The 23,373-nt window shown below is 34.1% G+C and carries 17 protein-coding genes; 3 read left to right on the forward strand and 14 right to left on the reverse strand.

What is annotated here, in order from left to right; translation table 11 throughout:
* Positions 1 to 3: 3 nt before the first annotated feature.
* The 5 genes from ABWU56_RS05510 to icd all read right to left on the reverse strand — a co-directional run bounded on the left by ABWU56_RS05510 (position 4) and on the right by icd (position 5,794).
* Positions 4 to 609 carry a cell cycle transcriptional regulator TrcR gene (locus tag ABWU56_RS05510; protein WP_010402270.1) on the reverse strand — a complete coding sequence of 202 codons (606 nt, stop codon included), beginning with the start codon at positions 607 to 609 and terminating at the stop codon, positions 4 to 6.
* A gap of 220 nt (positions 610 to 829) precedes the next feature.
* Positions 830 to 1,828, reverse strand: a complete 999-nt coding sequence (locus tag ABWU56_RS05515; RefSeq protein ID WP_353281245.1) for an IS110 family transposase — start codon at positions 1,826 to 1,828, stop codon at positions 830 to 832.
* Positions 1,829 to 2,392: 564 nt separating this feature from the next.
* Positions 2,393 to 3,040: an endonuclease III gene (nth, locus tag ABWU56_RS05520; RefSeq protein ID WP_010402332.1), complete on the reverse strand. Its 648-nt coding sequence runs from the start codon at positions 3,038 to 3,040 to the stop codon at positions 2,393 to 2,395.
* A gap of 21 nt (positions 3,041 to 3,061) precedes the next feature.
* The gene (locus ABWU56_RS05525) at positions 3,062 to 4,300 is read right to left on the reverse strand and encodes a molecular chaperone DnaJ (RefSeq protein ID WP_353281247.1); all 1,239 of its coding nucleotides are present in this window, start codon (positions 4,298 to 4,300) and stop codon (positions 3,062 to 3,064) included.
* A gap of 66 nt (positions 4,301 to 4,366) precedes the next feature.
* Positions 4,367 to 5,794 carry an isocitrate dehydrogenase gene (gene icd / locus ABWU56_RS05530; RefSeq protein WP_353281248.1) on the reverse strand — a complete coding sequence of 476 codons (1,428 nt, stop codon included), beginning with the start codon at positions 5,792 to 5,794 and terminating at the stop codon, positions 4,367 to 4,369.
* 134 nt (positions 5,795 to 5,928) lie between these two features.
* Between icd and ABWU56_RS05535 the strand changes: the two genes are divergently transcribed.
* Positions 5,929 to 6,423 carry an RDD family protein gene (locus tag ABWU56_RS05535; RefSeq protein ID WP_353281250.1) on the forward strand — a complete coding sequence of 165 codons (495 nt, stop codon included), beginning with the start codon at positions 5,929 to 5,931 and terminating at the stop codon, positions 6,421 to 6,423.
* Between the two features lie 78 nt (positions 6,424 to 6,501).
* On the opposite strand, the gene purD is transcribed toward ABWU56_RS05535, so the two are convergent.
* Together purD and serS are read right to left on the reverse strand one after the other, a co-directional pair.
* Entirely contained in the window at positions 6,502 to 7,773 is a 1,272-nt protein-coding gene (gene purD / locus ABWU56_RS05540) for a phosphoribosylamine--glycine ligase (RefSeq protein ID WP_064085927.1), read from the reverse strand.
* Between the two features lie 31 nt (positions 7,774 to 7,804).
* On the reverse strand, positions 7,805 to 9,085 hold the full coding sequence (gene serS, locus ABWU56_RS05545; RefSeq protein ID WP_353281968.1) for a serine--tRNA ligase: 1,281 nt from the start codon (positions 9,083 to 9,085) through the stop codon (positions 7,805 to 7,807).
* A 127-nt stretch (positions 9,086 to 9,212) separates the two neighbouring features.
* Here serS and ABWU56_RS05550 point away from each other — a divergent pair, with 127 nt between their 5' ends.
* Together ABWU56_RS05550 and dusB are read left to right on the forward strand one after the other, a co-directional pair.
* Positions 9,213 to 10,700 carry a hypothetical protein gene (locus ABWU56_RS05550; protein WP_353281252.1) on the forward strand — a complete coding sequence of 496 codons (1,488 nt, stop codon included), beginning with the start codon at positions 9,213 to 9,215 and terminating at the stop codon, positions 10,698 to 10,700.
* Between the two features lie 12 nt (positions 10,701 to 10,712).
* Positions 10,713 to 11,663, forward strand: coding sequence for a tRNA dihydrouridine synthase DusB (gene dusB, locus ABWU56_RS05555; RefSeq protein ID WP_353281253.1), 951 nt, complete (start codon positions 10,713 to 10,715; stop codon positions 11,661 to 11,663).
* A gap of 34 nt (positions 11,664 to 11,697) precedes the next feature.
* On the opposite strand, the gene ABWU56_RS05560 is transcribed toward dusB, so the two are convergent.
* From ABWU56_RS05560 to secE, 7 genes are read right to left on the reverse strand one after another with little or no spacing between them, the layout of a single operon-like run.
* Complete coding sequence (locus ABWU56_RS05560; protein WP_353281254.1) at positions 11,698 to 20,217, reverse strand: DNA-directed RNA polymerase subunit beta/beta'; 8,520 nt, start codon at positions 20,215 to 20,217, stop codon at positions 11,698 to 11,700.
* Positions 20,218 to 20,275: 58 nt separating this feature from the next.
* Positions 20,276 to 20,677: a 50S ribosomal protein L7/L12 gene (gene rplL / locus ABWU56_RS05565; protein ID WP_353281256.1), complete on the reverse strand. Its 402-nt coding sequence runs from the start codon at positions 20,675 to 20,677 to the stop codon at positions 20,276 to 20,278.
* A 26-nt stretch (positions 20,678 to 20,703) separates the two neighbouring features.
* Complete coding sequence (gene rplJ / locus ABWU56_RS05570; protein ID WP_007301987.1) at positions 20,704 to 21,222, reverse strand: 50S ribosomal protein L10; 519 nt, start codon at positions 21,220 to 21,222, stop codon at positions 20,704 to 20,706.
* A gap of 12 nt (positions 21,223 to 21,234) precedes the next feature.
* A complete protein-coding gene (rplA, locus tag ABWU56_RS05575; RefSeq protein ID WP_019236646.1) occupies positions 21,235 to 21,888 on the reverse strand; it encodes a 50S ribosomal protein L1 in 654 nt (217 codons plus the stop codon).
* Between the two features lie 4 nt (positions 21,889 to 21,892).
* The gene (locus tag ABWU56_RS05580) at positions 21,893 to 22,333 is read right to left on the reverse strand and encodes a 50S ribosomal protein L11 (protein WP_010406829.1); all 441 of its coding nucleotides are present in this window, start codon (positions 22,331 to 22,333) and stop codon (positions 21,893 to 21,895) included.
* Between the two features lie 2 nt (positions 22,334 to 22,335).
* Positions 22,336 to 23,172: a transcription termination/antitermination protein NusG gene (gene nusG / locus ABWU56_RS05585; RefSeq protein ID WP_010406831.1), complete on the reverse strand. Its 837-nt coding sequence runs from the start codon at positions 23,170 to 23,172 to the stop codon at positions 22,336 to 22,338.
* Positions 23,162 to 23,371, reverse strand: coding sequence for a preprotein translocase subunit SecE (secE, locus tag ABWU56_RS05590; RefSeq protein WP_012481857.1), 210 nt, complete (start codon positions 23,369 to 23,371; stop codon positions 23,162 to 23,164). The genes nusG and secE overlap by 11 nt, the downstream gene beginning before the upstream one ends.
* Between the last annotated feature and the right edge of the window lie 2 nt (positions 23,372 to 23,373).

A 23,373-nucleotide genomic window follows, 5' to 3' on the forward strand; every position in this document is an offset into this window, starting at 1 on the left:
TCATCAATAGCTATTATTTATATTTTTTAATCTTTGTTTCTTCTCTTCTTCTACTTTCGCTTTTTCTACTTCCGCTTCTAAATTTTCCTGGCTACATAAACCAAGTAGTACAGGATCTTGAGGTTTGATATTGAGTATGTTATGATGAGATCCATCTCTTACCTGCTCAACTGTGTAATTTGTTGTACTAACTAGCTTAGCTATCACATTATTGTTCAAGATAGGAAATTTTTTTACCAAATAATAAATCGCATTAGGTTTATCTCTACGCCTTGCTGTGGAAGCAAAGGCAAGAAAGCTAATCGTCTTTGCCCTTTTTTTTATATTTTTTATAATCAAATTTGGTACACGATTTGGATTTTTTTTGCAATTATCGATTTCTTTTTCAGTAATTATTTCAGAAATAATAGGGTCATACTTTTCAACTTCTATTTCCTCATCAGCTATGTCTTGTACTTTTTCAAGGGATAACTTGCAACATTGTGCTATTTGATCAAAAGTTAAGCTAGTGTTATCAACCAACCAAGCAGCTACTTGCATGAGAAATTGTTCATTTCTATCTTTATTGTCTTTAGAAGATTCCATTGACATCGAAAAAACATCTCCCATTTTAATATTCCTTTACTGTTATAGAAATAAAATATAAACCATTAAAACTAAAAAAGCATTAACTTTGTCATCCAATGGCTTTTTGGTTTATATTTCTTATCTCTTAGAACCTGTTCATAATCTTTTGAGCAGTTGTGTTAAAAGTCAATAGAAAAATTGATGTAGCTGTGAATAAATACTTAAAGTTGTGTGGACGTATTTATTCACAGCTACGCTAGTACTAGATAAAAGCAGAATTAGGACTATATTCCTTAGTGAACACTCTACCATCTCTTACTAAAGAGTTAGCAAGAATAAGTAATTTTCTCATGGCAGCAGTAGAAGCAACTTTATATGGTTTTTTGTATTGATCATATAGTCTATCAAAGAAGATTTTTATATAAGAATTGTACCTTTGTGCACTAAGGATACACATATACAAAACTGTTCTAATTTGTGATCTACCGCCTTGAATACACCTTTTTCCTTTACTAAAACCGCTGTCTCGATTAAATGGCGCAATTCCAGAAAGGCTAGATATTTCTTTATGTTTAAGAATTCCTAGTTCTGGCATGTAACAGATCATAGTAATAGCCAAGGTTTTACCGGCACCTGGTATACTAGTTATTGACATGTATTTTTTTTTAAGCTCTTGACTTTGATCAATTAATACCATCATTTCATCTTCCAAGATTTGAATTTGATTTTGCAAAATTACAAGCAATTCTTCTATTTGTTTGATTATGGATACATCGGTTATCTGGTGAGCTTGGGTTTTCTGTATCTTTGCCATTTCCACTAGTTGATTTCTGCGAGATAGTTTTTGCTTCAAACAATCAGTATTATTAACATTTAAAGGAGTAACACGCATGTCTGTATTATTAATATAACGTGAGATGATACTACAGTCTATTTTATCAGTTTTAGTACTAATACCAAGGCTTTTTGCGTAATCTCTAACCCATCTAGGTTGAATGACATATACTTCAAAACCATTGCTTAGTAAAGTGTAAGCGCATAGTTTTTCGTATCCACCAGTAGCTTCTAATCCAACTTTTGTTACATTATGCAAGTGTAGAAAGTCGAGCACTTGATCAATAGCTTGTACGTTATTTTCAAACGTTTTATAATAACCAAGTGGATGAATGTGGATGTCTAGTTTAGTTTTGCTAACATCAATGCCAGCAATAGTATTTGGTGAATTCATAATTCCTCCATAAAATAATATTGAATACTGCATTTTCCACCCTTATATACGAGCCTAAAAGCTCAATCAGTTGTTCGGAACTTTCAGTATATAAAACAGAGAAGAGAACCTTGCTCAAAAACGGTTCTTATAACCAAGAAGGGAAACGGTTCCTCTTCTCCATATGTCCTTATATTGCCATTCTATAACATTTATAAAGACTTGTTTTTAACATATAAGGAGGAAAGAAGTAAAAGCAAATTTGTAGGCTAGTATTAAGTTTACGCTCGCAATTTTTCCAAAGTCGCCTACATTTTTCCAACCAGGCAAGAGATCTCTCACGTTAGCTAGTTGTTACTCTCTAATCCTGAAAATTGGCGTTCTATACTGTCTTAAACGTTTTATAAGCTCGTTTCAGCTTATGTAGGTAAAAACCTAGAAATATTGTGAAGACATAAGGTGCACATAGTGCAAAAATTAAAAATAAGACGCCAACTGTATAATACTTTTGTCGTTTAATCTGCACAGATTGAAGATAATAAAATACCTTCAGTCTTATGATAAGGAAAATGGAAAAATGTGTAAAGTAATCTTTTTCACCTCTGTGAGCTACTTGAATTAAAAAAGAAGAGATACTAACCTCTTGCATTCAAACTCACATAAATCATGAATTATGCATGTTTCACACGAAGGTTTTTGCGCTTTGCAAACATATCTACCATGCAAAACTAGCCAATGATGAGCATAAAGTAGGTATTTTTTTGGCACTACATTCAAAAGAGACTGCTCTGTTTTAAGTACATCTTTTTCTTTCACAAGCCCAACTCTATTGCTCACTCTAAAAACGTGAGTATCAACTGCCAATGTTGGAATACCAAGCCCTGAATTTAAGAATACATTAGCGCTCTTTCTCCCAACCCCTGGTAAAGATACCAAATCATCGAAATTAGTAGGCACTTTGCTATTGTACCTCTCAATCAATATTTTACTGAGCCCGATTATATTTTTTGCTTTAGAATTATATAAACCAATACTGCTTATGCATTTTCTCAGCTCACTTTGCCCAAGATTCAACATTTTTTCTGGCGTATCAGCGATACTAAATAGCTCCTTTGTAATTTTATTAACACTTATATCGGTCGTCCGCGCTGACAGAACTATTGCAACTAATAACGTAAAATGATTGGTATAATTTAGCTCTATTTTTGGCGCAGGATTTGACTGTTGAAATTTTTCAAATATTAATTCTACTTTTTTTGAGTCCATGCATAGAGCTAAAAGCTTATACTATACTGTTTGCTGTGCAAATTCAATTGCTCGAGGATGAGGTAGTCCTTCAGTATTAACATCAGACATATCAGTTTTTACCTCATCAAAATTCCTTTCAGCAAACTCGCTTGCCACTTCTGCAAAACATTTTCTAACAAGAGGCATGATAATTGGCATTAACAGTTTTCGTGGATCATACCGTCCTAACAGATCAGTCTCCTTTTGCACTCTATCTCTTGGATCCTCTTCTAGTAAATCTTTTGTGTGCTTGTCAGCATATATTTCACAGCCTTTTGAGAAAACAGGAGCTAACATTTCAATTAATACTGCCAATAACAATAGTGGACCAAGTACAGCTCCACCAACAGTTAATCCATTAGCAATGAAATTTGTTGTAAGTAGATAAACAGAAAAAGCAGCTACAGGATAGTTGATAAGAAGCTTCTTGCCTAGCGTGATATAGTTTATTTTACTCATGAATTCATCAGTGGAAATTTCTGAATTTTTATACTTTTTCATATAATAATTTACTAATAAATGAGAGGCATTACCAGTAATGATATTAAATCCTATGATCCACCATGAAAAATAGCAACCTATAGTAATTGTAGTTAATAGAGCTAAAGGCAGAATGCTGACTGTTTGGATGAGCAGTAGAGCATTTTTACGCTCTATAAATCTCAATCCTAATGTCTTTTTATCTTCCTCAATTAGGCTTCTCTTTTCTTCTAGAGGAAAAATATAAAGAAATAGCCGCATACTAGGTTTTGATAAGCGTTTATTAAGCTCGCCAGGGTCTGACGATCTCCCTGAAAAACAGTACTTAAGATCTTCCTTAAAGAAATTATCCTTCTTTTCTAGTATAGAACATAGCTCCTTAAAATTCTTTTCTACAGCTTCTTCCTCACTGATTTTTAGCTCGTTAAACAACTTTCTCCTATAGTGAAACTCTCTTGCCGTTAAACGTCCATTACTTTCAGCACCAACACTGACTTTAACACAAGGATTTCCTGACTCCAAAGGTTCAATGTACTTTTTTAGCTCTTGATAAGCTTTATAAATCTGATCAAATCTATTTTTGTCTCCACCTTTGTCAGGATGGTTTACAAGTATCAATTTATTATATTGTTTTTTCAGAAACTTGCTAAGAGCTTGATAATCCTTACCTACAATTTGTTCAGCTTTTATCTCTAGTACGTTAAACAGATCATTATTATCATAAAACTCCTGACCAGTTAACTTAAAATGTTGACTCATTACTATTCCTCACATAAATATATCATATTTAGTGTTTTACGCAAACACAAAAACATTAAACAATAATCAGGAGAAAAAACCCTCTTTTCCATCATATAAATACAATTTATCCATTCTCACCACGTCAAAGCTATTTTCTTCAAGTTTGATTAGCAAGTTATTCACATCAATATTTGTAATAGCTTGCTTTTCATTATTTGCGATAAACCTGCAGGTTATTTGGTCACTTGAAGATTTTGAGCCTCCTGGCCAAATTGCAAGTCCTTTTGAGTATATTGCTATCATTTTCAGATTACTCGATTCAAATAATCTTACTATTTGATCAAAATTGTTGGATTTGTCCCAAGCAAGCGCTATATCACTACCCACTAGCTTTTTAACTTTGTAATCTTGTTCGTAATGGTCTTGTACTTTATTTATTTTACTATCCAAATCACTGCTAATTATAAGCTCAGTTAATGTTGCAGGTTTCTTTCCTAGATTACCTATAACAGCTTGTGCAAATTCTTTTGTCCCAACTTTCTGTTTACTCCTTTTCTCCTTATATAAATCGGCAGTGTGCATTCCATCCTCTAAAGTCTTCAGCCATGCATCGTAAATTAATTTTGCAATATCTGCTTGGCCTATATAGATCAACATATGCACTGCAGCATTTAAAAGACCAGAAGGATTAGCTATGTTTTTTCCTGCAATATCAGGAGCAGAACCATGCACTGCTTCAAACATTGCATATTCATTACCTATATTGCTACTTCCAGCAAGTCCCACAGATCCAGAGGTTTGTGCCACTATGTCTGATAATATATCCCCATATAGATTCTCAGTTACTATAACATCGAAATTTTCGGGCTCTGTAGCAACTTTTGCCATTCCAATATCAACTATATAATGTTCTGCCTTTATGTCCTGGTATTCCTTTGCAATGCGATCAAATGCTGCATGGAAAGTTCCGTCAGTCATTTTCATGATGTTATCTTTAGTCAGGCAAGTTACTTTTTTTCTGTTGTGTTTTTTCGCGTATTCAAAAGCGTATCTGCATATTTTTTCTGAACCAGATCTAGTAATAATTTTAGTGCATTGATAAGAGTCACCAGTGAGCCTATGCTCTATTCCGGTGTAAACGTCCTCTTCATTTTCACGTATTACTACGATATCAAATTTATCGAATTTATTTTCTATAACAGGGTGATACGAAATACATGGTCTAATGTTTGCATACAGCCCTAAGTTCTTTCTGAGCGCAACGTTTAAGCTTTTGTGCCCTTTACCTTGAGGGGTTGTTGTTGGAGATTTGAGTAATATCTTTGTCCTTTCGATAGATTCCCAACCACTCGGAGAAACTCCATGAGACCATTCCTTACTATAAACACGCTCTCCTATTTCAATAATATCTATTGAGATCTCTGCTTTCGCTTCACGCAATATCGACAGCACCGCTTCCATAATTTCTGGTCCGATACCATCACCATACGCAACTGTGACTGATGTTGACATAACTTCCTTAACTGTAAATGATTTAATGTTAATTCAAATAATAAAGTGGGTCAATGTTGCTAAAATAGCATATTTACGGTTATTTAATAATGAACTTTTATACTGGTTATAGCATTGCAAAATATGGAAAGTGTATGGATACTAAAATAAGTTATGCAGGGATTACAAGACGTATTTTTGCATTTGCAATCGATTATATTTTAGTACAGGGAATGGGGTTTGTTATCGGATTTATCATTGGATTTACTTTAGCATATTCTCTATCACTCAATGTAACTGAAATGATTTTAGATAAAGCAGTAGCTATACAAGTAATAGGGTTGATATTGGAATTAATATTTTATGTATTTACGATAATAGAATTTGGTGGTACTCCAGGACAATTGTTACTTCGCATGCGTGTAAAAGACGAAAATACACTTGAAAAAATCACTCTAATACAAGCAATAAGCAGAACAGCAGTTTTTGGAGTATTATATTTTATAATCTGCTACACACTATTCAATATTTCTAGTCTATTCATAGTTGTATCAATCTTAATCATATTATTTGCAATCCTTGACCAGCGTAAACAATTTCTTCACGACAAAATTGCAAAAACAGTAGTAATAGACTATAAACCTAGTTGATATTTTTCTTTAATTGTCTGTATTACTGCCTGCAAAGTAACTTTTTTCTTTCCTATATGAGCTACCTGCTAGCTAACATTAACTACCAATATCATACCTGAAGAACCCACCTGACCATTCTAGAAAATTTAACGCTGAGTACACTTTACTTTTAGCTTCTTCCACAGTGTTTCCTTCTCCTACTATATTTAGCACTCTTCCGCCATCGGAAATCCAATTACCACTTTCATCCAACTTAGTACCAGCATGAAAAACTAGCACACCAGGAATGTTTTCAATTTTATCCAATCCTTTAATTACCTCTCCTTTTTGATAATCACCAGGATAGCCTTTACTTGCAACAACTACACAAACTGTAGTTTTGTGATTAAACTCCACCATTTTTGTATTTAACTTGCCTTCTGCAACTGACAACATCAACTTTAACAAATCACAATTTGGATCAAGTCTAGGTAAAATAGATTGTATTTCCGGATCCCCAAATCTAACATTATACTCAAGAAGCTTTGGACTATCTTTGCAAATCATTAAACCAGCAAAGAGTACGCCTTTATAGGATGTTCCCATGTTAGTCAGTGCTTGAATTGTAGGATATATTATTTTTTGGATAATTTTTTGCTCCATCTCCTTACTTATAATCGAAGGTGATGAGTATGACCCCATTCCTCCAGTATTTTGTCCCTCGTTATTTTCACCAACTCTCTTGTAATCTTTTGCACACCCAAGGGTTACTACCTTCAACCCATCAATAAGAGCAAAAAAACTTACTTCCTCTCCAATTAAAAACTCTTCTATGATTATTTCTTCACCTGACTCACCAAGATTTTTCTCCACTAGCATTGAATCTATTGCTGAAAAAGCTTCATTTTCTGTGTGGCATATTATGACGCCTTTCCCTGCTGCAATTCCATTTGCTTTAATTACAAGCGGAAATTTTATTTTATTACTACGGACAAAATTTTTAGCTAACCTTTCATCAATAAAACGCTCATACTTTGCAGTTGGTATACCATACTGTTTACATAGTTCCTTCGTAAAAGACTTTGATGCCTCAAGTTTTGCAGCTGCTTGACTTGGAGCAAAAACATTTATTCCCTCTGCAGCTAAATCATCAGCAAGTCCATTAATTATCGGTTGCTCTGGACCAATAATTACTAGCTCTATATTTTCTTTCTTGCAAAATTGTATAACATCCACTGAATCTTGAATATTTATATTCACAAGAACTCCAAAATTTTCCATGGCCGGGCGACCAGGAGTAACATATAACTTAGTCAAGGTAGGAGACTTCTTTAAAGCCCAAAGTAAAGCATGCTCACGCCCACCAGAACCTATAACCAGAACCTTCATCTTTATTTCCTCGCTTTTCTATATGTCAAAATTATTGTTTGCTTATAACAGTATCATTACTCATGTATCTTTGCAACACGTTTGGTATTGTAACTGACCCATCGGAATTTTGATAGTTCTCCATTATGGCAACAATTGTTCTTCCTATGGCTAAAGCTGAGCCGTTTAAAGTGTGAACGTATTTTTTTGTTTTTCTGTCAGTTTCTAAGAAGTATTTAGTGTTCATTCTTCTTGCCTGGAACGTACCGCAATTTGAGCAGCTTGATATTTCTCTGTACTTATTTTGCTCAGGTAACCATACCTCTATATCATAAGTCTTTTGTGCAGCAAAGCCCATATCACCACTACAAAGCAGCATTATTCTATACGGTAGTTCTAATTTTTTTAATATTTCCTCAGCAGCATTTGTCATGCGTTCAAGCTCATCATTTGACTGGTCTTCAGTTGTGATGCTTACCAACTCCACTTTACCAAATTGGTGTTGCCTTATCATACCTCTTGTATCTCGTCCTGCGCTACCAGCTTCTTTACGAAAACATTCTGAATATGCAGTAAAACGAATAGGCAGTTCTTTTTCTTCTATTATTTTGTCAGCAACTAAATTTGTTAAAACTACTTCACTTGTGGGAATTAATCTTAATTTATCGGTAGTTAAATATGAATCATCAAAAAATTTTGGTAGTTGACCAACATTATACATCGCCCTATCCTTTACTAAAACTGGATGATGCACTTCAGTATAACCAAATTCATTAACATGTGTTTCCAGCATAAAATTTATTAATGCTCGTCCAAGCTTAGCTAACTGTCCTTTTAGTATTGTAAACCTTGATCCAGAAATTTTTGCTGCTTGTTCAAAATCCATCAAGCCTAACCTTTCTCCGAGTTCATAATGAAATTTTGGCATAAAACTAAATTGCCTTTTTTCTCCATATTTTCTGATTTCTACGTTGGAGCTCTCATCTTCACCTATTGGCACGTTTTGTGCAGGGATATTTGGTAAGTTAGATAAGATCTTCATTAAGTTATCTTTCTCCGTTTGCTCGTTTAAGCTGATTGCTTTTATCTCATTTGCTATGTTTCTTGACACTTCTACATCATTTTCACAGGGGCTCTTGCTCATTTTAAGCTTCTTTATTTCCTCTGTGATTTCATTGCGCTGCCTATTTAAATCTTGCAATGTAGTAGTCAGTAATCTTCTTTCATCATCAACATCTAATATTTCTTTTGCAGTAAATTCTTTCACCCCTCTGCTTTTTATTGCTTTTTCAAATCCTTTAGGGTTTTTGCGTATATGTTCTATATCATGCATATGTTGTGCTATTACTAACATCATTACTCTACTTCAAAAGCTTTGAATGCTCAATATTTTTACATATAAATGCTAATATTGATTTTACCTTCATAATTTGCTAGAATTGATAAACGTGAAATATAATATGTTAGCCATCATAGAAAGATACAATAAATCTAAAGAGAGTACTCACTTCACTAAACTTAAGTCTAGTGGAAGATTTGCTGTCTACGCTTTTTGTATATATTTGGCGACTACATTTACCATTGGCTGTTTGGGATTGATAATGGGATCTTTCCTCTTAACCTTACCACTTGCTATGCTCATCTCCAACCCTATAGCTTGGATCTTAATGGGAATAGTGCTTGCAGCGACATACAAGATGGTTATTGAACCTTTATTTTACTTGGTAAAAGGTTATGTTGATGAAAAAGGAACTGTAAAGGAAGAAAAGAGTCCAAAAGAGCAAAAATTCACAAGAAGTAAATCACTGGATAGTGGACTAGATACTATATCAAGACAAACAAATGATTCGGATAAGAGGGTACGTAGAAATTCCTATTCTCCATCTACAGATAGTGGTATTGTACCAGGAAGTGAACCTGCCTCAAGTAACAATAGTCGTAGAAATTCTAATGCTTCAGGAGATAGTGGTTTGGGTGGCAAAGAGTTTCATGAAGATTTACAAACTCTTATGCATCAGACAAATAGAGAAAATTACTATTACTGGCTACAAGAACATGATATTTCTCATATTGCAAGAGCTGTATATAACTATTCAGAAAATTCAAGTGGCAATGTAGTTTTTTGTATTCCTGGTGATGTGAGTACTTTAAACTCAAAACTGAAAGAGTATAAAATAGAACAAGGGAACACAAAAAAAATCTTTGCCTCGATTATTAATTTAGGAGGAAATCACTGGGTAACACTGATAGTCACATGTAATGGTAACAGACAATTTAGAGCTTATTATTGTGACTCATTTGGTAATAAATTACCAAATGAGGTTGAAGGAAAGGTAAAAGACGATATAAGTCTTGCTAATGAGATTGCTGAGAAGTGTCTAGTACCCTTAAATAATGAGGTGGGAAGTTTAATACGGAAAAGAGAAAATAATCCAGATAATGCTAGCCTTAAAGAGAAAAAAGATGATGTTGAAAAAACATTAGGTCATGCAAGAGAATATAGAAATAAGTTAGTTAGTAAGCCAATTGATACTAGTTATATAGTGGGCATATTGCAGGAAACCTTAGAGATAGGAAATGATAGCATAAAGAGTTCTGCGGTTGATCAGCAAAAAGATGGCTGTAATTGTGGAGTATTTGCTTTAGAAAATGCTCATAGGATTACGGAAATGCTCAACGAGGATAAATCATTTGATGAAATTGACAGAGAGTTATCAAAGTACAAGCCTAGTCCAGGACAATTGCACGAGAAGAGAAGAGAGTTCGCAAAAGCACTTATGGAGGATGAAGAGTGGAAAGAATCCATTGCTGAAGGTGGAATTTTACATGATACTATACAGCAGCTCATTTCTGAAGATAGTAAGAAAGAGGAGGCACAATCTACCATAAGTTCGATTATTCAAAATGTTACTACAACGTGTGCAAGACGTTTGGGCTTAAGTAATTAATCTATAAAATCTATGTCCCTACAAATAGGAAGTTTGACGATTGATTCTCCAGTTATTTTAGCGCCAATGTCTGGAGTGACTGACTATCCATTTAGGAGTATTGTAAAGAAACTTGGTGCAAGTTTGCTAGTCTCAGAAATGATTGCAAGCAGAGCTATGATCATGCAAACTCGCCAGAGCATGCAAAAAGCAAAAGTCGATGAACTAACCGCTGTACAACTTGCTGGTTGTGAGCCTGATGTTATGGCGGAAGCTGCAAAGTTAAATGAGGGCATGGGTGCAAAAATCATAGATATAAATTTTGGTTGTCCAGTTAAAAAAGTTGTAAACGGTTACGCAGGGTCAGCACTTATGCGTGATGAAAAAAAGGCTGCTGAGATAATAGAAGCTGTAGTCAAGGCAGTGAGTGTGCCAGTTACAGTAAAAATGCGTACTGGATGGAATGACGAAAATCGTAATGCTCCGCGCTTAGCAAAAATTGCAGAAGATTTGGGAGCAAAGATGATTACTGTACATGGAAGGACAAGGGCACAGCTTTATAATGGTCAAGCAGATTGGAATTTCGTTAGAAATGTTAAAGAGCAGGTAAAAATTCCAGTTATAGTAAATGGAGATATTAAGAGTTTGAATGATGTTCAAAGTGCACTTAAAGAATCTGGGGCAGATGGAGTAATGATAGGTCGTGGTGCTTACGGCAAACCTTGGCTGATTAATCAAGCAATAAACTTTTTGAGTGGAAATAAAGTTTCTGAGCCAACAGCCTCAGAGAGATTAAGCATAATACTCAAGCATTATGACAGTATTCTTGAGTACTATGGAAGCGATACAGGAATAAAGATGGCCCGCAAACATATAGGATGGTACAGTAGCGGGCTTCAAAACTCATCTGAATTTCGTGTAAGAGTAAATAACATAATAGACAGCACAGAGGTGAAAGAAAATATAATTGATTTTTTTAGTTAAAAACAGATTAAACATACTACCTCATTAGATATATTCAATTTGACTGATCATAGTGCGATGCCACCACACTCTCTTCTTCATCAGAATGTAATTGATAACTATTATCACTCAGCAATTTTTCGTCATAAGTCTCAATATCAAAATATTTTTCATATTTATCTATATTTTCACAAAGCGAAAGTGCTTTCACCTTATTCATAATCAGACCCGTACCAGCAGGAATTAACCTTCCTACTATAACATTTTCTTTTAACCCACTCAAAGGATCACTCTTTCCGCAAAATGCTGCTTCCGTAAGTACTTTTGTTGTTTCTTGGAAAGAGGCAGCAGAAATAAAGGAATTAGTTTCAAGGCTTGCTCTAGTAATTCCCTGCAGAATAGGAAGATAATGAGCAGGTCGTTTTCCAGAGTTATTCATAGCATCATTTTCTCTATCAATTTCCAGCCTGTCGATATTTTCTCCGATTAAGTACATAGTATCACCAGGATCGGTAATTTCTACTTTTTGTAGCATTTGCTTTAAGATCACTTCTAAATGCTTGTTATCTATGCGCACACCTTGCAATCTATAAACTTGCTGTATTTCAGAAATCATATAGTGTGCTAACGCTTCTAACCCAAGCACACGTAGAATATCATGAAGATCAGGATCGCCATCCATCAATAAATCACCTTTACGCACAAAATCACCTTCATTGACTATTACATGCTTACTTCTTGATACTAAATACTCAACTTGAGAAGCTTGCTCATCTACAGGTTTAATTACTACACTGCGTTTTCCTCTACGGTCTTTTTCAGAGAACGTTACATAGCCATCTATTTCACTAACGATAGCATGCTCTTTAGGACGACGTGCTTCAAATAATTCTATAACCTTAGGCAAGCCACCAGTAATATCACGAGTTCTAACTGACTCTCTCGGCGTTCTTGTGATAACATCACCTGCATGAACCTTTTGGCCATCCTGTACATTAAGCACTGCACCAACTGGTATAAAGTAACATGCTTCCACACCACTTGAAAGTGTTATTACTTTTTCATTATCATCAAGCAGTGCAATACGAGGACGTAAATTAGCTACACCAGAGTGCAATTTCCAATCTTTTACTACTCTATTTGATATTCCTGTAGATTCATCCATCACTTCAGTGATTGAAATTCCATCTTTTAAATCCTGGTAAGATATTGTACCACTCTTTTCCGTAATAATAGGTAGTGTATACGGATCCCATTCCGCAACTTTATCACCAATTTTTACTAACTCACCCTCATTTACATAAAGTTTAGCACCATAAGGCACACTGTGCTTCAATTTTTCACTACCAAGGCTATCAATTAAAACGACTTCACAGGAACGGCTTATCACAATTTTATTTCCGTTTTTATCTATAATTATATTACTATTGTTTAGTTTTATTCTAGCATTAATAGAAGCTATAATATTTGAGGATTCAATACCTCTAGTCATTACCCCACCTATATGGAAAGTACGCATCGTTAACTGAGTACCTGGCTCTCCAACAGATTGAGCAGCGATAACACCAACTGCTTCACCTATTGAAACAATTTTACCAGTTGCAAGGTCTCTTCCATAACACAAAGAACACACACCAGGACTTATTTCACAAGTTAAAGGCGATCTAATTTTTATAGCATCAAGACCTGCAATGTTGATTTGCTTTACTTTACCTTCATCAATTAATTCCCCTGCTTTTAATAATAACTCTTTGGTTACTGGGTTATATATATCATTTGCAGCTGTTCTACCCAGTACAACACTCTCTAGAGATGCAACTATAGTACTACCTTCAACTATAGCTCTTACAATAAGGCCATTTTTCGTTTTACAGTCATGTTTTGTAACTATGCAATTTTGAGATACATCAACCAAGCGACGAGTTAAGTATCCAGAGTTTGCAGTTTTAAGTGCAGTATCAGCTAAACCTTTACGCGCACCATGAGTAGAATTAAAGTATTCAAATACATTTAATCCTTCGCGAAAATTAGAAATTATAGGTGTTTCTATAATTTCACCAGAAGGTTTGGTCATTAACCCTCGCATTCCTGCTAACTGCTTCATCTGGGAAGTAGAACCTCTTGCACCTGAGCTAACCATCATATATATTGAATTGTACTTACTATTTTCATCATACACAGATATCGCTTTTAACATATCATTCGCTATTATATCTGTGCACTTAGACCACTCATCTATAACTTTATTATACCTCTCACTTTTAGTGATTAGTCCGTCTTGATACTGTGCAGAAAATTTCTTAATTTCACCCCTTGTATAATCAACGTGTGTAGCTTTAGTTTCAGGTATGACCATATCGCAACGACTAAAAGAAGTACCAGAAAATGTAGCATACTCAAAGCCAAGTGTCATCAATTTATCAGAAAATACCACTGTAGCACTTTGACCGCAGCTACGATATACTAAATCAACAATACTAGTTATTTCCTTAACTGTTAATACCTGATTTATTAAATCGAAGCTTAGATTCTCATGTTTAGGAAAAATCTGCCATAATATTAAACGTCCAGGAGTTGTACAAATAGTTTTATACTGAATGTTTCCATCGCTATTGATGTATTCCATTTTGTACTTTATATGAGAATGAATATGTAGAGTACCGTTGTTTAAGGAATGCTCAACTTCACAAAAAGAACAGAAAAGTGGTAAATCATCCTCCTTAAGTTGCTGTAAAGTTAGGTAGTATATACCAAGCACTATATCTTTACTAGGAACTATAATCGGTCTTCCATTAGAAGGACTTAAAACGTTATTAATTGACATCATCAACACTCTAGCTTCAAGTTGAGCTTCCAATGAAATTGGCACATGTACCGCCATTTGATCACCATCAAAGTCAGCGTTAAATGCTGTACAAACAAGTGGATGAAGCTGTATTGCTTTACCTTCAATAAGGACTGGCTCAAAAGCCTGAATACCAAGCCTATGTAGCGTAGGCGCTCTATTTAGCAAAACAGGATGCTCTTTTATTACTTCTTCAAGCATATCCCAGACTTCTGGCTTTTCTGCTCTTATTAACTTACTAGCAAATTTAATAGTTGGAGCCATTCCATATATTTTAAGCCTTGAGTAAACAAAAGGCTTGAATAACTCAAGAGCCATTCTTTTCGGTAATCCACACTGATTTAGTTTTAAAGTTGGACCAACAACTATTACAGAACGTCCAGAATAATCTACCCTTTTTCCTAAAAGATTCTGACGGAAACGACCTTGCTTTCCTTTCAGCATATCGCTAATAGACTTTTTATATCCAGTAGCGCCAGCTTTATTTACCAGAGCATTACGACGACTATTATCAAAAAGAGAATCAACTGCCTCTTGTAACATTCTTTTCTCATTACGAATCATAATCTCAGGAGGATTCAAACTTAACAATTTTCTCAATCTATTATTTCTATTAATAATAGTTCTATAATGATGATTTAAATCAGAAACTGCAGGTCGACCACTTTCAAGCGATACCAAGGGACGCAAGTCAGGTGGTAAAATAGGTATAGCTGTAAGTATCATCCACTCAGGTCTGTTTCCAGACTTGATAAAATTTTCAACAATACGTAATCTCTTTATAATTTTCTTTCTTCTCATTTCAGAAGCAACAGACTCTAACTCCTGTCTTAAATTCTTCCTAATTTCATGTAAATCAAGGCGTATTAGCAATTCTCTTATAGCTTCAACACCTTGCATAGCTATAAAGCTATCGACCCCATAGCTATCTTTAGCTTCATTATAAGCTTTCTCACTAATAATTTCACCTTTTTCAAAAGAGGAAACAAGAGGATCTATTACAACATAATTATCACTATATAAAATACTTTCGATATCTCTAAGAGACATATCTAATAATGCTCCAATTCTTGAAGGAAGTGACTTCAAAAACCATATATGAGCAACAGGAGATGCAAGCTCTATATGACCCATTCTTTCTCTTCTTACTTTAGAAGATGTAACTTCTACTCCACATTTTTCGCATATACGGCCCCTATGTCTTCTTTTTTTGTACTTTCCACATAAACATTCATCATCATTGACAGGACCAAAAATTTTAGGACAAAATAATCCACCTTTCTCAACTTTGAATGTACGGTAGTTTGCAGTTGAAACATCTGTTATCTCTCCATAAGACATACGTTTAATACTTTCAGGGCTAGCAATGGAAATGCTAACCTCATTAAAAGATTGTGCGATATTAGTGTGAGATATATCTTCAATTACTATGTCATTTTGCTTCAAATCCACATTAAAACACAAGGAACGCAACTCTTTTATCATGACATTAAAGGATTCAGGAATTCCACATTCAAAGTTACTGTCACCTTTTATTACCGATTCATAAATCTTAACCCTGCCATTAATGTCATCAGACTTCACAGTTAACATTTCCTGCAAAGTGTAAGCAGCACCGTAGGCTTGCAGTGCCCAACATTCCATTTCACCAAAACGCTGACCACCAAAATGAGACTTTCCTCCAAGAGGTTGTTGAGTAACCAAACTATAAGGTCCTACTGAACGCGCATGAATTTTACCATCTACTAAGTGATGCAACTTAAGCATGTACATGTAACCAACTGTAACTTTGCGATCAAACTTCTCACCCGAGCAACCATCATATAATACAACTTGCCCAGAGTTATCCAATCCAGCAAGTTCAAATAGCTTTACTATTTGTTCATCTTTTGGACCTTCAAATACAGGTGCAGTAACAGGAATGCCATCACGCAACTTATACGCAAATTCAATGAGGTGATTATCATTAATATCGCGAATGTTATTACAAATAGATAAATTACTGCCACAACTATAAACCTCAATCAGGAAGTGACGTAAACTACTGTGTGCATCTTTACAAGAGTTGAAATAATTCTCTACTAATGTAGTCAATTCATTATTTAATTCATCCTTATTAGGCGTATCTAAAATAGAAGCCGTTATTTCATCATCATTAATATCCTCAAATTTTTTATTATCAAGATATAATGCTGCAAATTTTTCAAAATCATCATCACTGAGAGATCTAATTGCCTCACAAAAAGCACGTTTGATTTTATTGATCTCATCAAGAATATTGCCTACTTTTTCTCCTAATTTTTTACAAGCCCAACCTACATGCGTTTCCAATATTTGACCTACATTCATTCGCGAAGGAACGCCAAGAGGGTTAAGAATAATATCAATAGGAGTACCATCTTCTAAATAAGGCATATCTTCTACTGGAACAACTCGAGAAATCACACCTTTATTTCCATGTCTACCAGCCATTTTATCCCCTGGCTGCAAACTATGTTTTACAGCAATAAAAACTTTTACTGACATCGACACACCTTGAGGCAGATCATAGCCTTCATGCAATTTTTCTACTTTTCGCTTAAAGTTTGCTATCGCATGTGATACTTTTTCATCAAAATCTTTTTTTAAGCTCTCAACTTGCTTAGAAATAGATTGGTTTTTCAATCCTATATCCCACCATCCCTCACGTTCAATAAAATTAATACTTTCTCGATCTTGCGAGCCAGAATTAATAAGAATTTTTCTTAATTCATCATAGAAATATTGATTAATAACATTGATTATATGGTCCCGCTCTTTCTCAAAATCATTTACCTCTTTTTGCTTAATAAGAAACGCCCTTTCGTTTTCTTCTTCCCCTCTGCGTGTAAAGACCTGCACATCAATCACTATCCCTTCAATATCTGGAGATGTATATAAAGAGGAATCCACACAATCAAATGACTTTTCACCAAAAATTGTCATTAACAATTTTGTCTCAGGAGGCAATGAAAGAGAATGCTTAGGTGTAACTTTCCCCACCAAAATATAACCTGGACCAACTCTTGTACCAACCTTTACTATACCACTATCATCCAAGTGATAAAGATTTTCTTCATTAACACCGGGTATGGCACGAGTTATTTTTTCCGACCCTAAAGGAGTGTCATGTACAACACATTCAAATTCTTCTATATGAATAGAAGTAAATAGATCTTTTTTAACAACTTCACTAGAAATAATGATTGAGTCTTCAAAATTATAACCTTGCCAAGACATAAAAGCGACTAGCAAGTTTTGGCCAAGTGCCAATTCACCGTTATTAATAGCAGGACCATCAGCTATCACATCACCTTCCTTAACACAATCACCTACATGCACCAGTGGTTTCTGGTTAATACAAGTATTATGGTTAGAACGCTGAAATTTTCTTAGATGATAAATATCTACATCCAAGTAGTTAATTCCTCCTTTGTCAAAAGCACGTATAACTATAGAGTTACTATCTGAGCTGTCAACTATGCCACCACGTTTTGCTAAAACTACAGCACCAGAGCCAGAAGCTACGAAAGACTCCATGCCAGTAGCAACCAAAGGAGCAGTAGGCTTCAATAAAGGTACAGCTTGACGCTGCATATTTGAACCCATTAACGCTCTATTAGCATCATCATTTTCTAAAAATGGAATTAAAGAAGCAGCAACCGATATTACCTGCTTAGGAGATAAATCAATGTAACTTACTTGATTACTATTTACCATTACAAAGGTACCAGCATACCTACAGTATAACATATCATCAACAAAGCAGTTGTTCTCATCAAGCTTTGCGCTGGTATCGGCTATATAATATAAACCTTCATCTATAGCAGACAGATACTCAATTTGATCAGTAACAACCTTATTAACTACTTTCCTATAAGGACTTTCAATGAACCCATATTTATTAATACGAGCGTATATAGCTAAGCTATTAATTAAGCCTATATTCTGCCCCTCAGGAGTTTCAATAGGGCAAATTCTTCCGTAATGAGTTGGATGAACATCACGCACTTCAAATCCCGCCCTCTCTCTTGTTAAACCACCAGGACCTAACGCTGACAACCTTCTTTTATGTGTTATTTCAGATAATGGATTAGTCTGATCCATAAATTGAGATAATTGGGAAGAGTTGAAAAAATCTCTTAAGACATTGGTTAACACTTTTGGATTTATAAAATCAGATGGAGAGACTTTATCTAAACTAGAAGTAGACATAGAATCAACTACTGCCCGTCCCAATTTTAATAATCCAGTTCTAAATTGATTTTCTATAAACTCTCCAACTGAACGGACTCTTCTATTTGCTAAATGATCAATATCATCTACAGATCCTTGACCATCACGTAACAATACTATTTTTCTTATAATTTCAATAATGTCTTCATGTGTTAAAGTAGTTAAATTTTCCTCATAATTTAACCCAAGGCAAGAGTTAAGTTTTAATCTACCAATGTTAGACAAATCATAATATTCCGAACTGAAGAAAAGATTACGAAAAAACTCCTCTACTATCTTTAAAACAGGAACTTCACCAGGACGCAAAACCTTATATATTTCATATAGAGCGTTCTCATAAGACATGTTTTCATCTAAGAAAAGTGTGTTTAATATGTAAGGTCCAACAGAAACATTATCTATGTTCAACACTGATATTTTATCTATAGATAATAATTCAAGCTTTTTTATATCCTCTAATTTTATAGATTCACCAGCAGATAAGACTTTTGTAGAACTAGCACTATCTATTAAATCTTCTGCAAGAAATAAACCACATATAGAATCATAAGGAATTAGATACTCTTTCAATCCGTTATCATATAGATTTTTAGCTAATTTTGAAGTAATACGAACATTAGCTTTAAGTAACACATTGCCTTCAACATTCTTTAAATCAAAAGGAAGCCTCACTCCCTTGAATTTATCAGGGGAAAAAGGTACTCTCCAGCCACTTTTATGTTTTATATACTCTATTTTTTCATAAAATTTATTAAGTATGTCATTATTTGATAAGCCCAAAGCCTTTAATAAAACTGATATTGGCAACTTTCTCTTTCTATCAATACGAAAATACAAATGATCTTTAACATCAAACTCAATATCAAGCCAAGAACCCCTATAAGGAATCACTCTAGCAGAATAGATCAATTTGCCAGAATTGTAAGTTTTTCCCTTATCACTATCAAAAAAGACTCCAGGAGATCTATGCATTTGTGAAACGATAACTTTCTCTACGCCATTGATGATGAAAGTACCTTTATCAGTCATCATAGGCAGTTCACAAAAGCGAACCTCCTGCTCTTCAGCAGATTTTATAACAGTTGCAAGCTTAGAATGATCATCATCTTCTTTAATCTCTTGATATTTTTCAAGAGAAACACCATCCTGCATAATAACAAGACGTATAGAAGCAATAACCTGAGCAGAAAAAGTTATACCACGTTTTATACATTCAGACTCACTATACTTAAGATCATCTACCCTACAATTCAAAAATTCGATAGTAGCCCTATGCAAAGGATCAGATATTGGAAAAATTGTATGAAAGATAGCTTCAAGTCTTTCATTACTCTCATTATTAGGAGTAAAGGAATTATATGACCCCTTTTGGACTTTAACCAAATCCAACAAAGAATCTTTTAAATCAATCGACCTGGAATAAGAAACTCTAGGAACAAAAGCACTAGAAGCACACATATAAGAAGAATCAACCATTAAAATACCTTCACTAATTAAAAGAGCTATATCAACATAAAATTAATATACTAACATTTTATTCAAGCTCAACTTTAGTTGCTCCTGCTTCAATAAGTTTTTGCTTTATTTTTTCTGCTTCGTCTTTAGAAACATTAGCAGTCAAATCTTTTGGTAAAGACTCAACTAATTCTTTCGCTTCTTTTAAATTCAATGTAGGATTAACTTCTCTAATAGCTTTAATCACTCCTATTTTTTTGCTTGCATCAATCTCTTTGATTACAACTTTATATTCAGCTTTTTCTTGAGCAACAGGAGCATTAGCATTATCACTAATAGGCACCCCAGCACCAACAGCTCCACCAAGAAAAGAACCACTAGGCAACCCTATTTTTTCTTCTAGAACTTTTACAAGTTCAGAAGCTTCTAATAGATTTAAAGATAATATTTTATCAACCAAATCACTTGTTACATTATTCATACTGACCACCTTATTTAACAACAAATTTATTTTTTAGAACTATAGTAATCCAAAACTCTCATAAGCCTCATAGAAGATGAATTAATAGACAATGCTAACCGAGCAGGAATATCATAAGATATTAAACGCATAATTTTAACACGCAATTCATCCAGAGAGGGAAGCTTAGCCAATTTGTTAACATCTTCCACTGTTAACAATTCATTTATATGAGCCGCACAAATCACAGACATTTTTTCTTTGTTAGCATTAATAAAATCAACTATTAACTTTGCAGCTTCTACTATAGCACTAGAATATATAATAGCAACAGAACCAGAAAATTTACCTGATAAATAAGAAAATTTACCAGTCCTTTCCAAAGCCAAGCAAGCTAGAGTATTTTTAACTACTAACATCCCACCCATTACAGATTTTAGACTATTCCTAAGAATTAATGAATTGCTAACATTCATAGACTTGAAATTTACCAATATTAAGAAATCATTATTTACAAACACATTCATTATGTTTTGTATAAATTCATCCTTATCTTTACGCTTCACAATTTCGCTCCCTTAAATTATATCTTCTACTTTGTTTATTTTATGAGCTTTACCCATAGTTGAATTTAAAAAAACGCTTTTAAAGTAAACTCCTTTCACAGAAGCAGGTTTATTGTCTCTAATTACTTTAAGAAAGGCTTTTAAATTTTCCAGCAAATCATCAATATCAAATTTAATACTTCCTAATTTACCATGAATAACCCCATTTTTATCCGTCCTGAATTTTATTTGACCAGACTTAATGGTTTTAGTAGCTTCCGCAATGTTAGAAGTCACAGTACCAAATTTAGGGTTAGGCATCAGCCCTTTAGCACCCAATACTTTTGCAATAGGAGTGATTTTTGCCATGAAATCAGGAGTAGTGATGCACCAATCAACATTCAACTTTCTACCTTTTTTTATCTCTTCAATTAAATCTTCTCCTCCTGTAATATCAGCACCAGCTTTTTCAGCTTCTAATAAATGTTTATCTTGAGCAAAAACAGCTACTTTAATATTCTTCCCGATACCTTTAGGCAACACTACTGTACCACGCACCTGCTCTTCAGATTTACGTGAATCTACACCTAAATTGACTGCGATATCAACTGATTCATTAAATTTTGCTGAAGCAGACTCAACAATCTTCTCCAAACACCGCTTAGAATCATCATTATATGTACTCATTTACCTAACCTTCCACAACTTCTATACCCATAGATTTTGCAGTGCCTATAACCATCTTCACTGCTGAATCTTCATTATCCACTTTCATATCAACCATCTTACACTTTGCCACTTTAATGATAGCAGACATAGATAATTTAGCCACTAATTCTTTACCAGAATTACCAGAACCTTTACTTAATTTAGCTTCCTGCTTAAGCAAATAAGCCACAGGCGGACCGCTGACAGTAAAATCATGAGAGCGATCATCCTTTATGGAAATTCTCACTGTTACTAAATCACCTACTTTATAACTAGCGTTAGCAGCGCTAGTAGCTTTATTAAAAGCTTCACAAAATTTAGGAACAGGTATACCACGCGGGCCAAGTACTGAAGCAATTTTCGGTCCTGGAACTGCTTTTCCAGCTTCCATAAGCAAGTTAATCTTAGCAACTACATTACTCATAATTAATCCTCTATTTTCTCTACTTGAGCCAAATCAAGCTCTATTATTGTTGGCTTACCTAAGATTGATACTTCAATATTAATAATTTTTTTCTCATCATTTACCATATCTACCTTACCAGTAAAATTTTGAAAAAGACCATCATTAATTTTTACTTTTTCACCTTTCTCATAACCATAACTCAACTTTTTCGTTTCTTGAGCATTGTAAAGCGCACTACACATTGAGCGAATCTCATTATCCTCAATCACCTTTGGAACATTACCATTTTTCAAAAATCCATAAACCTTAAGAGATTTTGGTATATTATTAATAAAATTTAATACCTCATCGCATAAATTCATGTATAAAAAGACATAACCAGGAAAGGACTTCCTTCGTTTAGCATTTTTTTTAGATTTTAAATCCATCTCACTTAATTCTTCACAAGGAATAAAAACCCTATTAAAATAATTATTAATATTCAATCTCATAGAATTTTCTAATATATATTGGCGCACTTTCTCTTCATAATTAGAGGCAACTCTTAAAATGTACCACTTATATCTATTAAATTCCTTACGTTTTAAAATTACCTCATCATCTGAAATCATCTCAAAATGACCAGACTCATCACCACAAAACCCAGTCATTTGATTCAAAATATTTTTGCTTTCATCACACAGATGCATACATATATATACTTCACATAACTCTTTTATATCAGATTTTACATCACATACTGTCTGATAAGGAATAAACACCTCCTTAAAGTAAACAGTATTGGTTGCCAACTCGCATATATCCTTCTCATACCCGTAATCGACTTTAATGATATACCATTTATACTTATATTCCATAAATAATTCCAAATAAAGTCTTAATTACGTAAAGAGACATAAAATCTACGAAGCAAAAGAAAATCGAAAAGCATAATATAACAGTTATTACAATAAACAAAGATGACAATACCTGCTGTTTTTTTATCCAAGCAATTCTCCTTATTTCTTGCTTTATATCGCAAAAAAAAACATACAGGTTTTTTAACATTTCTACCATAA

Origin of the sequence: Wolbachia endosymbiont (group B) of Horisme vitalbata (genome assembly GCF_964028625.1) — a bacterium.
GTDB lineage: Bacteria > Pseudomonadota > Alphaproteobacteria > Rickettsiales > Anaplasmataceae > Wolbachia.